Consider the following 11,640-nt stretch of genomic DNA (forward strand, 5'->3'; position numbering starts at 1 on the left):
GATTGTTTGTCTGCTCAATCCTGTTAATTCCTTGATTTGAACTGCGTTCAAATCAAGAGAAAAATACTTAATTATTTCTCTAAATTTCTTCTCTGAAATACGGGAACGATTTACATACTTGTTTTTTTACTTTCATAACGGTACTTTAACATGGTTTTAAATATGCTTGGGTTGTCATGACCCAAAAAAATTAATAAGAATTAAAAGGAGTGGCACTCTTTTAAACTAGCCAAATTAACAACGCCAGTACAATGACAATTGGCCATAAATATTTTTTAATATCAAAGTCTGGTTGAGAGACTGTAATAGGTGCGGCTGAAGACAGCTCTTGTTCTATTGGTGTGGCAGTGGGACTCTGTTCAACCTTTTGCTCACCTGCTTCGTTAAGTTGCGCTATTAGTTCATCTTTCTTGTTTTTAAGATTAAGCTGAACGCCAATGGTTTCTCCATGGTCTTTAAGCTGTTGTTTGGTCATGCTTTTAAAATTCATCCCTGTTCCTTAAATTTGTCAAAATTTACTACTAGTACATTTACCCATCTTACCTATTAAAAATTTCGGAAATAATGCAATTGAGCTTGTTAAATCTCAGAAAAACCTTGTAAATACGATAAAAATAGCATTCTAAGGCTTAAAAATCTTTGAAAATAGGTAAGGCTACTGCATAAACCAAAAATTTCAGAAATTTTAAAAATGAGTAATAAATTGGAGTTTTTGCGTTACAATTTTCCCTTATGAATAAAATTGTAGTCAATAATGCAAATTTAAGAAAGTTGATGGAGGGTAATAAGCGCTATATGGCGTCGCATCTTATCCATCCTGATCAATCCAGTGAAAGGCGTTTTGAGCTTAAACACGGGCAACATCCCTTTGCAATTATCTTAGGTTGTTCAGATTCTCGCGTACCGCCAGAAGTTATTTTTGACCAAGGACTGGGTGATTTATATGTGGTGCGTGTCGTTGGTAATGTGCTTGATCAAATGATTGTTGCTAGTATTGAATATGCAGTATTACATTTAGATGTGAGGCTAATTATGGTGATGGGGCATTCACAATGTGGCGCGGTGCAAGCCACGTGTAATCATAATCAGCTTGAAGGGCATTTACCCAGTTTGACTTTTGCACTGAACGCAGCGCTTAACAAGGCCAAAGATTTACCTGGAGATTTAACCGAAAATGTTATTTTGGCCAATGTTGGTTTAGTTTCTGAGGAGCTTAAACAAACTGGCGCACATTTTCCAGAGATGATGAAAAAAGGAGAGCTTGTTATTGTTCCGGCGTATTATCATATTGATACTGGAAAAGTGGAATTATTGACATGATTAATTTAGAAGTAACTCAAGAATTTTCAAATAGTCTGTATTGGATTTCGTTGGTGGCAGTTATTGTGTCTTCAGCCTCGGGCGTACTTAAGTCTGGCTTTAGACATTTTGATTTATTTGGCGTTATTATTATTGCTATTACCACAGGGCTTGGTGGTAGATCACTTAGGGATATGCTGTTAGATATTGATGTTTTTTGGATACAGGATCAAATATTTTTTATTGCCTCTTTAGTTAGTGCGCTGGTTATTTTCATTGGCGCAAGATTATTTTCCATTTCTCCAAAGTTGTTTTTAATTCCTGATTCAGCGGGTTTGGCGGCCTTTAGTATTGCTGGTACGATGGTGGCATTGGCAGCAGGTGCACCTTGGCTAATTGCTAGTTTTATGGGCGTAGTAACGGGTGCTATGGGTGGAATTTTTAGAGATTTGCTCTGCAACGAAACACCTATTGTTTTTAAAAGTCCGTTATACGCAACTGCTGCATGGCTTGGGTCTTTAGGCTTTATGATATTAATACATTATGGTTTTGGCGTTGCTATTAGTGCTGTTATTGCAGGCTTTGCAATATTCATTACTCGACTGGCGGCACTTCGCCTTGACCTTGGTTTACCAAAATTTCAGCTTAAAGAGTAGACGTATATTTAGTTTTTAGGCAAAAAAAATGACAATCTATTGGTCGTCATTTTTATATAAAAAATTACTAACTGCTTAAAGATCTAGCGTTTCAACTTCTAATAACATTTTATTAATATTTTTGCCTAGCTGTGCATCATAGCCATGCCAATCGTGATAATCAGCTAAATGTTTATCAGCAAATGGTTTGATTTCATAATCAGCTAGATCTTCCTTGTAGCCTTTTTCAACTTCAATTTTAATCACTTTTAAGTAAGTTAAAAATGGAACAACAGCTGCATCTGCATCGCCTGATGGACCATGACCAGGAACGTAATGATCTAATCTTAAGTCAATGGCATATTCTAACGCTTTGATATTTCCATGCATGTTCGATGTGTCGTCAAAACGACCAAAACGATCAACCAGACCGTTGTCACCTAGGAATAAAGTTTTACTGCCAACGTGTTCAACCATGATGTCGTTGTCTGTATGTGCAACTCCTGTAACGTCATTGTGAATTTTAAAAGTTTCTCCACCTACCTGAATGATTTGCTGATCAGAGGTTGCATCTGTTGGGTAAGTGGCAATAGTGCCTTTAGATAAGCCCTCTGTTGATCTGTCCATTACGCCAACCCATAAATCCCCCTCACCATCTTTTGCTTGTGCGATCATTGCTGGATGTGCATAGATTTTAGCATTTGGATATTGCTCCATGATCGCTTGGTTGCCTAGCCAATGATCTCCATGTACATGAGTGTTAAATGCGGCAACAATTGGCTTATCGGTAATTTTTTTAATTTCTTTAATAACCTCAAGGCCGATTTGATAAGTGCCACCAGGGTCGATAACAATGACACCATCAGCACCAATAATCATGCCAGGGTTGTTCATAAAACCTTGGTTTGCAACATTCGGCTCGCCAAGCGGGCCATGCATGATGTACGAATTAGCACCCAGTTGATCGAATTGATAATCGCCTAAGCCGTCAATAGTCCAAGCGTGTGTTATTGACGAAAATGCCAAAGTAAATAATAGTGTTAATTTATTCATGTCTCTCCCCTCTCTATGTGAATAAAGGCATTATACCTAATGTTATAATTCCCTTTATGCGAAAAAAACCAAACCTTAGTAATATCACTGACATAGCCACAACTCGATTTTTCAATATCCAGTCAATGGATGTTGAATTTTCCAATGGCGAAAAAAAACAATATGAGCGCCTTAAGCCTCCTGGAAATGGCGCAGTTTTAGTAATACCAATGCTTGATGATGAGACCGTTTTGATGATTTATGAGTATTCTGGCGGCACTGACAGGTATGAACTGGCTCTAACTAAAGGTAAAATTGATGATGGTGAAACGCCATTAGAAGCAGCCAATCGTGAATTAATCGAAGAGATTGGCTACGGAGCCAAAAAATTAACCTATATGAAAGGCATGAGTATTGCGCCAGGCTATCAGTCAAGTGTAACTCATATTGTATTGGCACAGGATTTATACGAGGATAGCGCTGAAGGTGATGAGCCAGAGCCACTTGAGGTGGTTAAGCATAAATTGGCCAATTTGGAAACGCTTGTTTATGACAATGATTTAACTGAAGCACGTAGCATTGCTGCTTTGTACATGGCTAAAGAGGCAATTAGACGACAAAATTTTAGTGATTGAAATCCCTCAATCATTTGTATTAACAAATGCTGATACGCCATTTCCTCAAGTTGACTTAGCGCTTACAGAGCCAAATGGGTTGATTGGCGTTGGCGGAGAGTTAACTATCGAGCGTTTAATTGAGGCTTATCAGCAAGGAATTTTTCCTTGGTATAGTGAGGACGCACCCCTCAAGGGGGTATTAAAAAGAAACCCCATACTTTGGTATAGCCCAGATCCACGCATGATCATTACTCCAAATACATTGCATATTTCTAAAAGCTTACAAAAGCTGTTAAATAAAAACAATTTTGAGATTAAAGTGGATCAGGCCTTTAAGGAGGTAATTCATCATTGCAAAGTGGTTGAGCGAAAAGATCAAACAGGTACGTGGATTGATAATGACATGATTGATGCCTATATAGCACTACATAAGCAAGGAGTGGCGCGTTCGGTAGAAGTGTACCAAGATTCGAAATTAGTGGGCGGATTGTACGGTGTTAGTATGGGTAAGGTGTTTTTTGGAGAGTCAATGTTTTCGTTGGTGAAAAACACTTCAAAATTCGCTTTTGTTTATTTAATTCAAACGATGGGTTACGAGCTGATCGATTGTCAAGTTGAAAACCCTCATTTAAAAAGCTTAGGCGCCTTTAATATCGAGCGTTCAGCGTTTATCAAACTATTAAAGAATTTACTGTAAAATAAGCCTTAATTAATTATAAATAAGGTAAATTATGAACAAATTAGCACAACTGGCTTTATTAGCTTTTATCGTTGTAGGCATTAGCGCTTGTGGAAAAATGGGCGATCTGGAAGCGGTTAAAGCACAACCTGCAATTGATCAAACGGTTACCATTGCGCCAGAGCTTGACATCCTTCCGCATAACTCAAAATAAACATTGAGTTTTTCGTACCAAAATCATTCTCTACATGCTGAATCTGTTGACATAGCAGATTTGATGGCTAGCTACGGCTCGCCGTTGTACGTTTATTCACGTACCGACATTGAGAATAATTGGCGTGAATTTGATGAAGCTTTTGGCCAGCATCCGCACTTGGTTTGCTATGCGGTAAAGGCCAATTCTAATATTGCTGTACTCAATGTTTTGGCTAAGATTGGTGCTGGATTTGACATTGTTTCAATTGGAGAGTTCGAACGTGTATTGGCGGCAGGTGGACAGGCGTCTAAATGTGTGTTTTCTGGCGTTGCAAAAACACAGCTTGAGATTGAGCGCGGATTAGAAGTAGGTATTCGATGCTTTAATGTTGAGTCGGAAGCCGAGCTTAATCGCATTGAGCAGGTTGCTACAAGATTAAAAGTTAAGGCGCCTATTTCAATTCGTGTTAATCCAAATGTGGATGCCAAAACTCATCCTTATATCTCAACTGGCCTCAAAGAAAACAAATTTGGTGTTGATATTGATGATGCAATCGCTCTATATGAAAAAGCACACAACTCTGAATATATTAATGTTCAAGGTTTGGATTGCCATATTGGCTCTCAGCTTACCGACGTACTGCCGTTCATAGACGCGCTAGATAAAGTGCTAGAGTTGATCTCCAAGTTAAATGACAGAGGTATTGAGATAGCCCACTTAGACTTAGGTGGCGGTGTTGGCATTCGTTACGACGATGAACGTGTTATTGACATTAGTGCTTATGTTGGTGAAATGCTTAGACGTGTTGGTGACTTAGAAATTATTTTAGAGCCGGGCAGGGCCATTGTTGGTAATGCCGGTATTTTTGTGACTAAAGTAGAGTTTTTAAAACAAAATTCAGATAAGTCATTCGCTATTATTGATGGCGCTATGAATGATTTATTGCGCCCTGCTTTTTACGGAGCTTATCACAATGTGCTGCCAATTAATGAAGCGGCTAAAGGTGTTGATGCTATTTGGGACTTGGTAGGCCCTATTTGTGAAACCGGTGATTTTTTAGCTAAAGATAGGCAGCTGTCTTTATCGGAAGGTGACTATTTGGCTGTTATGTCAGCTGGTGCTTACGGTTTTACCATGAGCTCAAACTATAATTCACGCCCCCGCGTGGCAGAGGTGATGGTATCGGGTGATACACATCATTTAATTCGCAAGCGCGAAACCATTCAAGATTTATTTAATACAGAGTACATAGTTCAAAGTGGGTGAATATGAAAAATTATGACAACACCAATTTTTATATTTTCAAGGAATTTTTTACAGAGATAGTTATTCATATCTCAAAAACAATGACGCAGAGAATAGAAAATTGGTTAAGTCCTGTAGGGCAAGGTTTAAAGCTGTCATTTGCTACGTTAAATCTTTTCTTGATAAGAGTGGCTATCAACTACAAGCTTTGCCTTGCAACTAACAACTTTAAATCTTGCAGACTTTTTTATTCACCCACTTTGGACTATTAAATCAATGACTAAGCTTACAAACAATCAAAAGAAATTTTTACGTTCTAAAGGTCACAGCCTTAAACTGGTAGTGATGATGGGCCAGCACGGTCTTAGCGAAGGCGTACTTGCAGAATTAAAATCAAGCTTGGAAGTTCACGAATTGTTAAAGATTAAAATTCGTGGTGACGATAAAGAGCACAAGCAAACCATTATTAATGAAATTGTTGAAATTACTAAGTCGCATTTAGTTCAGGTTATTGGTAACGTGATGGTGATTTATCGAGCATTCGACAAAGATCCTCAAATCATTCTTCCGAGAAAATAATCACCTGTGATTAAGATTGCAATTAGCGCTGCTGAAACCTCAGGAGATCTAATTGGATCGACTCTAGTACAAGCATTAAAAGCTCAAGATGGCAATCTTCAGATTGAGGGATTGTGCGGTAATAAAATGCAGCAATCTGGCTGTAAACAGCGCTGGGATATGAGCCTGGTGAATGTAATGGGCTTTACTGAAGTTTTGAAAAAACTACCCTCATTGCTTAAGCTTAGAGCTGAGATGGTTTCGTATTTTTCCAAGCAACAGCCCGATGTTTTTATTGGTGTTGATGCTCCTGATTTTAACTTTATCATTGAGAAAAAGCTTAAAAAACAAAGTGTTAAAACCATACATTTTGTTTCTCCATCGGTATGGGCATGGCGCCAATCTCGGGTTAAAAAGATAAAACAATCAACTGATTTAGTTTTATGCCTATTCCCTTTTGAAGTTGATTTTTACAAACAGAATAACCAGAGAGCTATTTTTGTCGGCCACCCTTTGGCGGAAAAATTAACGCCTAGAAAAAACCACAAGCCAACAAAACAGATTTTATTAATGCCAGGCTCTCGATCTGGAGAAGTTAAGCGATTGTTGCCTGAATTGTTGTTAGCAGCCAAAATCATGTCACAACAAGATGAAACGCTTAGTTTTCACTTGGTATTGGCTAATGAAGAGTTATTGGGTTGGATTAATGAGCTGATTGGTGAGCAAAAAATCAATGTATCTATTGATGAAGTACATAGTCATATGCAGACTGCTGATTTGGTGTTAGTCGCCTCTGGTACTGCCGCACTTGAATTGGCATTAGTTGGTGTACCAATGGTGGTGGTTTATAAACTATCAACAGTGAGTTATTTCATCGCTTCACGGCTAATTAAAAGTAAATATATTAGCCTGCCTAATGTAATTGCCAATAAACCTCTGGTGCCAGAATTAATTCAAGATCAGGCAAATGCAAAAAATATTGCCATACATGCCATGAAAATTCTATCAAGTGATCAGAGTAAACTGATTTCAAAATTTAATAATATTCATCAACAGCTAAGTTTGAATGCGAGTGAAGAGTCTGCCAAACTAATTCTCGATTTTATTCATGAATAAAGAGTTTAAAGATATTATCGATTTGGCATTGGCCGAAGATATTGGTTCGGGCGATGTATCGGCTAGTCTACTGGCAGACAAACAAGTTAGCGCCAGTATTGTTTGTCGAAAGGTGGCGGTTATATGTGGTATTGAATATGCTCAGGCTGCATTTTTATCTCTGAATAAAGATATTAAAATTAACTGGCTAGTTAAAGATGGCGATCTAGTTGATGCATCTCAGACATTATGCACTTTATCAGGATCGTCACGGGCTATTATCAGTGCTGAACGTGTGGCACTTAATTTCTTACAAACGCTCAGTGCAGTAGCTACGCAAACACGAAGTTTGGTTGACAAAATTTCAGACACTAAGGCACAATTATTAGATACAAGAAAAACTCTTCCCGGATTACGTTTGGCACAAAAACAGGCGGTTAAGTGTGGTGGTGGAGTTAATCATCGTTTGGGCTTATACGATTGTATTATGCTTAAAGAAAACCATATTATTGCCGCTGGTGGTATTAGCAAAGCGGTGGCAGAGGCCAAAGCCCATTTTTCTGATTTAGATTTAATTGTTGAAGTAGAGACTTTAGAGCAGTTGGCTGAAGTGCTGACATTAAGCGATGTTACGCGAGCATTATGCGATAATTTTTCCCTTCAAATGTTATCTGAGGCTGTTGCATTGTCTGCTGGGAGATTGCCGCTTGAAGCTTCTGGAAATATTGATAAAGCCACCATTGTGTCAATTGCTCAAACTGGTGTTGATTTTATCTCAACAGGCAGTATTACTAAAAATATTCAGGCCATTGATCTGTCGCTACGCTTTGCCTGAAGCAAAAAATACAGGACTACTTAAACTGTCTTGTGTATTGTAGCGTAAAGGCTTGCTATCTTCTCCAACAACATAACCACCTGCCGCTTCTAAAATACAAACGCCTGCAGCAGTGTCCCACTCAGAACAAGGGCCAAATCTTGGGTAGTAATCATATACTCCTTCAGCAATTTTGCAAAATTTTAGCGCACTGCCCAGATGACTAATACAAGTATTGTTCAGTTTTTCTAGGTGTGACTGCAATTGTGGATTGTGTAATGAGTAATGACCAATCACAATCTTTGTGGGTTGTTTACTAATAGCGCATTGTAATGCAGTGGTTTTATCATGCTGACGTTTGAAAGCTTTTGATTGATCATCAGTAAAATAATGCGTTTGATTAAGTGGCGCATAAATAAGTCCAAAAATTGGACGATGATCTTTGATATAAGCGATGCAAATGCAAAACTCACCCGTTTGTTCGATAAAATCCCTGGTACCATCTAATGGGTCGATAAGCCAGTACTCATCCCAGCTAGAGCGTGTTTCAAAATCTATCTGCTCAGATTCTTCGGAAAGGATAGGCGTGTCAGGTGTTAGTTTAGCTAGGGCTTGTGTAATTAACTGATGAGCCTGTTGATCAACAATAGTAAGCGGGGTTTTATCCGCTTTGGTTTTAACGTTTAAATTCGTTTTATAGTGCGACATAATCATTTCACCAACCTTCTCGGTTAGATTGATTAAATTCGGAGTTAATGCATCAAATATCATGCGTTAATCATACCGTTGGTTTTAAGTTGAGATTATCGAAACTCAAATTTTAAATAGCACAAAATCTGATAATAGCTTGTATTATCTTTTTCAGATGTTTGCGAGTGTATGGTGGGCCTATTTAGACTTGAACCAAGGACCAATCGATTGTGAGTTTCATTTTATAGGTTTTTTATTTTTATTTATATTAGCCTATTTTTGTTATAAAATATTGATGTTAAAGGGTTTAGTGTGTGTAGTTGTAATGGCTCGCTAAACTTGGACACATTTTAAGCCGCTTTCTCCAATTCAGCCATCTTCTGAGCAGGTGTTAAATATCCAATCGCTGAATGAATTCTTTTGTAGTTATAAAAGTAAATATAACTCTCTACATTTCACCCCTCAAGATACTGTCTTAAAAGTCAACTACGAATAAAAGGTAAAAAACAGTTGACTTTTAAGACAGTATCTTGAGGGGTATAAGGCTATAAATTTGTCCAAGATTGTTAGACCACTACAGTTTAGTGAACCATTGCATTTGTAATAAAAATAAACCAATATAAATAATAGATCCACCGACTAATTGAATGGCTTTAAATAATCAACCTCTTTATATAAATTTAGAGGTACAACATACACCAAATGGCTCAACCTACACTCTATATACACCGCTATAGACTTTTATTTATATGGGTTTTAGCGTTTTGTTGTAGGCGGTGTATGTTGAAAAGCAGAAAAGTTTTACTTTTTTATTTTGGTTTTTTAGGGCTTGCAAATTTTTGAAAAATGTTAAAATTTAGAATTTTTATTTAAGGGGTTATTATGAAGTTTTTATTTAGTATGATTGTGGTTACTGTTTTATTTATTAGTCAATTTTCTTTTGCGTTGGACGCAACAAGAATAAATCCAAATTACAACTTTGTTCCAAGTAAGGACGCGGTAGCATATAAGGTGTATGCAAAGGCTGATTATGCCTTGCAAGAGATAGTAAGATTAGAGAAAATAATCCAAAATTTACAGAACTGTATTTATAATAATGTGTGTAATAATCGTTAGAAAAATATTCGATTTTTCGAATAACTACTTTTGAGCTACTTCCATTTTGGAAATGGTTAAAATAATTCCACTTTTTGGCTAGATTTGAGACTTTTATTGTGATTGATATTGGTTGTTTTCTATCTAAAATAGACTATATAATGATCATATTATGAATAAAGAATTCAAAAGAGGCTTCAAAAGTGCCTTTTCATTCTCGTCTGATGACAGAACTAGAGAAAGGGTACCGTTGCTTTCAACTGAAGAAAGAATACGCCAAAGTTGGGAAAGTGTAGGTAGTGATATGAAAAAATCAATGGATGAATTCGATGTAGAGTTAAATAATGTCAAAGAAACTGTCTAAAAGAAATACAGGTAACGTTACCAAAATCAAGCCAAAATCAAGCCAAATTCTAGTAATGAAACCATGGTTGCTCATCAATCAAAACACTATAGTGGACCTATACCTCAACCGTCAGATTTACAAAAATATGAAGACATAAAAGTTGGATTTGCTGAAAGAATTTTAGCGATGGCTGAGCGTGAATCAACTCATAGGCAAAATTTAGATAATAGAATTATCACATCGGAAAGAGCCTTTAATATTCTAGGTCAAATGACAGCCCTTTCTATAGGAGTTTTAGTAATCGCCCTAATGGGGTATGCTATTAGTCAAGGATTTGCAGAGCAAGTACAGTGGATAGGTGTTAGTATTGCTTCTGTTGTTGGTTTATTTATTTATAAACGAAAATAAATAAACCCGCCATATTAGACGGGTTTAGTTGCATACAGTAATTTATGCTCTAAATTATCAACCCTGTGTTTACTTCATCAATACCATCATTCGAAAATAGTGTGCTAGTAATGTAATCACCTACAGAATAATCATCATGATTTTTAAGTCTTAATTCGTGAATATTTGGCAATTCCGATACTTTCATTGAAAGTGGGTCATTGCCTTGTATTTCCAATATTCTAAGATAGGCAATTGCCATTTCTTTGATATTGTCTATGACCAGTTGCTTAACAGTATCAGCATCAATCTTATCATCAGAGAATGTAAAAATTCCGTTTTTAATTGGTAGAGAATCACCCTCCAAGTTGTTTAACTGCTCGTCATATGCTTTGGCTCGATTTAAAGCAACATTATCGGTATCAACTAATAAACCTCGCACCAGTTTGATATTTACATCGAGTTTTGGTATTGCTGATTTTTTATCAGCCCCGCTTTCTTTTATTGGTTTAGGCTTGTCTGCCTTATCTTCAAAAATAACTCCCTCTTTGGCATAATAAGCCTTTAACGTTTCTTTGAACTCCATCATTAGGGTCATCTTGAAACTCCCCCACTTGACTGGACACCAAACTAATATTTTACGCATTATTTTTCTGTATCAATAATCTTTTTTGAGGTTTGCACCCAAGGTCAGGCTACGAAGGAGCAAAGCCCCAACTTGGAACTTGTTCCAAGCCCTAACTTAAGCCTTAAAGGCTTAATGTTAAGTTAGGGAATATTGTTGCGATAAAACCTCTTTTCATAATCATTAGGCGAGTAATAATCAATCGTTGAATGTCGCCTAATTTTGTTATAAAACACTTCAATATATTCAAAGATAGCACTGCTTGCTTGTTTCCTAGTTTGATAAATTTTCTGATTGATTAACTCTGTTTTTAGGGTGTTAAAAAAA

The 11,640-nt window shown here is 37.0% G+C and carries 16 protein-coding genes and 2 pseudogenes; 11 read left to right on the top strand and 7 right to left on the bottom strand.

Annotated elements, in window-relative coordinates:
• Together BTHERMOSOX_RS07055 and BTHERMOSOX_RS07060 are read right to left on the bottom strand one after the other, a co-directional pair.
• A pseudogene (locus BTHERMOSOX_RS07055) lies at window positions 1–99 on the bottom strand (IS1595 family transposase); the annotation flags it as partial.
• Between the two features lie 121 nt (window positions 100–220).
• Complete coding sequence (locus BTHERMOSOX_RS07060; RefSeq protein ID WP_138120399.1) at window positions 221–490, bottom strand: hypothetical protein; 270 nt, start codon at window positions 488–490, stop codon at window positions 221–223.
• Window positions 491–732: 242 nt separating this feature from the next.
• On the opposite strand from BTHERMOSOX_RS07060, the gene BTHERMOSOX_RS07065 reads away from it, so the two are divergent.
• Window positions 733–1,320, top strand: coding sequence for a carbonic anhydrase (locus tag BTHERMOSOX_RS07065; protein WP_138120400.1), 588 nt, complete (start codon window positions 733–735; stop codon window positions 1,318–1,320).
• Window positions 1,317–1,955 carry a trimeric intracellular cation channel family protein gene (locus BTHERMOSOX_RS07070; protein ID WP_138120401.1) on the top strand — a complete coding sequence of 213 codons (639 nt, stop codon included), beginning with the start codon at window positions 1,317–1,319 and terminating at the stop codon, window positions 1,953–1,955. The genes BTHERMOSOX_RS07065 and BTHERMOSOX_RS07070 overlap by 4 nt, the downstream gene beginning before the upstream one ends.
• A 75-nt stretch (window positions 1,956–2,030) precedes the next feature.
• Here the strand turns inward: BTHERMOSOX_RS07070 and BTHERMOSOX_RS07075 are convergent, their stop codons facing one another.
• Window positions 2,031–2,987 (bottom strand): MBL fold metallo-hydrolase, encoded by a 957-nt coding sequence (locus BTHERMOSOX_RS07075; protein WP_138120402.1) that lies wholly within the window; start codon window positions 2,985–2,987, stop codon window positions 2,031–2,033.
• 56 nt (window positions 2,988–3,043) lie between these two features.
• On the opposite strand from BTHERMOSOX_RS07075, the gene nudE reads away from it, so the two are divergent.
• From nudE to nadC, 7 genes are all read left to right on the top strand, one after another.
• Complete coding sequence (gene nudE / locus BTHERMOSOX_RS07080) at window positions 3,044–3,601, top strand: ADP compounds hydrolase NudE (protein ID WP_138120403.1); 558 nt, start codon at window positions 3,044–3,046, stop codon at window positions 3,599–3,601.
• The gene (aat, locus tag BTHERMOSOX_RS07085) at window positions 3,594–4,280 is read left to right on the top strand and encodes a leucyl/phenylalanyl-tRNA--protein transferase (protein ID WP_138120404.1); all 687 of its coding nucleotides are present in this window, start codon (window positions 3,594–3,596) and stop codon (window positions 4,278–4,280) included. Before nudE ends, aat begins: the two co-directional genes overlap by 8 nt.
• A 34-nt stretch (window positions 4,281–4,314) precedes the next feature.
• Window positions 4,315–4,476 carry a hypothetical protein gene (locus tag BTHERMOSOX_RS07090; RefSeq protein ID WP_171004686.1) on the top strand — a complete coding sequence of 54 codons (162 nt, stop codon included), beginning with the start codon at window positions 4,315–4,317 and terminating at the stop codon, window positions 4,474–4,476.
• Between the two features lie 3 nt (window positions 4,477–4,479).
• The gene (lysA, locus tag BTHERMOSOX_RS07095; RefSeq protein WP_138120405.1) at window positions 4,480–5,724 is read left to right on the top strand and encodes a diaminopimelate decarboxylase; all 1,245 of its coding nucleotides are present in this window, start codon (window positions 4,480–4,482) and stop codon (window positions 5,722–5,724) included.
• A gap of 255 nt (window positions 5,725–5,979) precedes the next feature.
• Window positions 5,980–6,282: a ribosome assembly RNA-binding protein YhbY gene (gene yhbY, locus BTHERMOSOX_RS07100; protein ID WP_138120411.1), complete on the top strand. Its 303-nt coding sequence runs from the start codon at window positions 5,980–5,982 to the stop codon at window positions 6,280–6,282.
• A gap of 6 nt (window positions 6,283–6,288) precedes the next feature.
• A complete protein-coding gene (lpxB, locus tag BTHERMOSOX_RS07105) occupies window positions 6,289–7,377 on the top strand; it encodes a lipid-A-disaccharide synthase (RefSeq protein ID WP_249360640.1) in 1,089 nt (362 codons plus the stop codon).
• Complete coding sequence (nadC, locus tag BTHERMOSOX_RS07110; protein WP_138120406.1) at window positions 7,370–8,191, top strand: carboxylating nicotinate-nucleotide diphosphorylase; 822 nt, start codon at window positions 7,370–7,372, stop codon at window positions 8,189–8,191. The genes lpxB and nadC overlap by 8 nt, the downstream gene beginning before the upstream one ends.
• Here nadC and cysQ read toward each other — a convergent pair.
• Window positions 8,177–8,941, bottom strand: a complete 765-nt coding sequence (gene cysQ / locus BTHERMOSOX_RS07115; RefSeq protein WP_138120407.1) for a 3'(2'),5'-bisphosphate nucleotidase CysQ — start codon at window positions 8,939–8,941, stop codon at window positions 8,177–8,179. The two genes, nadC and cysQ, sit on opposite strands and share 15 nt — an antisense overlap.
• 269 nt (window positions 8,942–9,210) lie before the next feature.
• Window positions 9,211–9,309: pseudogene (locus BTHERMOSOX_RS07120) on the bottom strand (IS3 family transposase); the annotation flags it as partial.
• A gap of 818 nt (window positions 9,310–10,127) precedes the next feature.
• On the opposite strand from BTHERMOSOX_RS07120, the gene BTHERMOSOX_RS07125 reads away from it, so the two are divergent.
• Window positions 10,128–10,319 carry a hypothetical protein gene (locus BTHERMOSOX_RS07125; protein WP_138120408.1) on the top strand — a complete coding sequence of 64 codons (192 nt, stop codon included), beginning with the start codon at window positions 10,128–10,130 and terminating at the stop codon, window positions 10,317–10,319.
• 63 nt (window positions 10,320–10,382) lie between these two features.
• The gene (locus BTHERMOSOX_RS07130; protein ID WP_138120409.1) at window positions 10,383–10,709 is read left to right on the top strand and encodes a DUF2335 domain-containing protein; all 327 of its coding nucleotides are present in this window, start codon (window positions 10,383–10,385) and stop codon (window positions 10,707–10,709) included.
• Between the two features lie 49 nt (window positions 10,710–10,758).
• Here the strand turns inward: BTHERMOSOX_RS07130 and BTHERMOSOX_RS07135 are convergent, their stop codons facing one another.
• Complete coding sequence (locus BTHERMOSOX_RS07135) at window positions 10,759–11,334, bottom strand: hypothetical protein (protein WP_138120410.1); 576 nt, start codon at window positions 11,332–11,334, stop codon at window positions 10,759–10,761.
• 122 nt (window positions 11,335–11,456) lie between these two features.
• The coding region (locus BTHERMOSOX_RS07140; protein ID WP_171004689.1) for an IS3 family transposase at window positions 11,457–11,640 on the bottom strand (184 nt) is incomplete at its 5' end.

It is taken from the genome of Bathymodiolus heckerae thiotrophic gill symbiont (assembly GCF_900128515.1).
In the GTDB taxonomy this organism is placed as follows: domain Bacteria; phylum Pseudomonadota; class Gammaproteobacteria; order PS1; family Pseudothioglobaceae; genus Thioglobus_A.

Excerpts from the sequence above, each read along its gene's own strand:
- BTHERMOSOX_RS07060 (WP_138120399.1), bottom strand. The coding sequence starts at position 490 with ATGAATTTTAAAAGCATGACCAAACAACAGCTTAAAGACCATGGAGAA.
- BTHERMOSOX_RS07065 (WP_138120400.1), top strand. The coding sequence starts at position 733 with ATGAATAAAATTGTAGTCAATAATGCAAATTTAAGAAAGTTGATGGAG.
- BTHERMOSOX_RS07070 (WP_138120401.1), top strand. The coding sequence starts at position 1,317 with ATGATTAATTTAGAAGTAACTCAAGAATTTTCAAATAGTCTGTATTGG.
- BTHERMOSOX_RS07075 (WP_138120402.1), bottom strand. The coding sequence starts at position 2,987 with ATGAATAAATTAACACTATTATTTACTTTGGCATTTTCGTCAATAACA.
- nudE (WP_138120403.1), top strand. The coding sequence starts at position 3,044 with ATGCGAAAAAAACCAAACCTTAGTAATATCACTGACATAGCCACAACT.
- BTHERMOSOX_RS07090 (WP_171004686.1), top strand. The coding sequence starts at position 4,315 with ATGAACAAATTAGCACAACTGGCTTTATTAGCTTTTATCGTTGTAGGC.
- yhbY (WP_138120411.1), top strand. The coding sequence starts at position 5,980 with ATGACTAAGCTTACAAACAATCAAAAGAAATTTTTACGTTCTAAAGGT.
- nadC (WP_138120406.1), top strand. The coding sequence starts at position 7,370 with ATGAATAAAGAGTTTAAAGATATTATCGATTTGGCATTGGCCGAAGAT.
- cysQ (WP_138120407.1), bottom strand. The coding sequence starts at position 8,941 with ATGATATTTGATGCATTAACTCCGAATTTAATCAATCTAACCGAGAAG.
- BTHERMOSOX_RS07125 (WP_138120408.1), top strand. The coding sequence starts at position 10,128 with ATGAATAAAGAATTCAAAAGAGGCTTCAAAAGTGCCTTTTCATTCTCG.
- BTHERMOSOX_RS07130 (WP_138120409.1), top strand. The coding sequence starts at position 10,383 with ATGGTTGCTCATCAATCAAAACACTATAGTGGACCTATACCTCAACCG.
- BTHERMOSOX_RS07135 (WP_138120410.1), bottom strand. The coding sequence starts at position 11,334 with ATGCGTAAAATATTAGTTTGGTGTCCAGTCAAGTGGGGGAGTTTCAAG.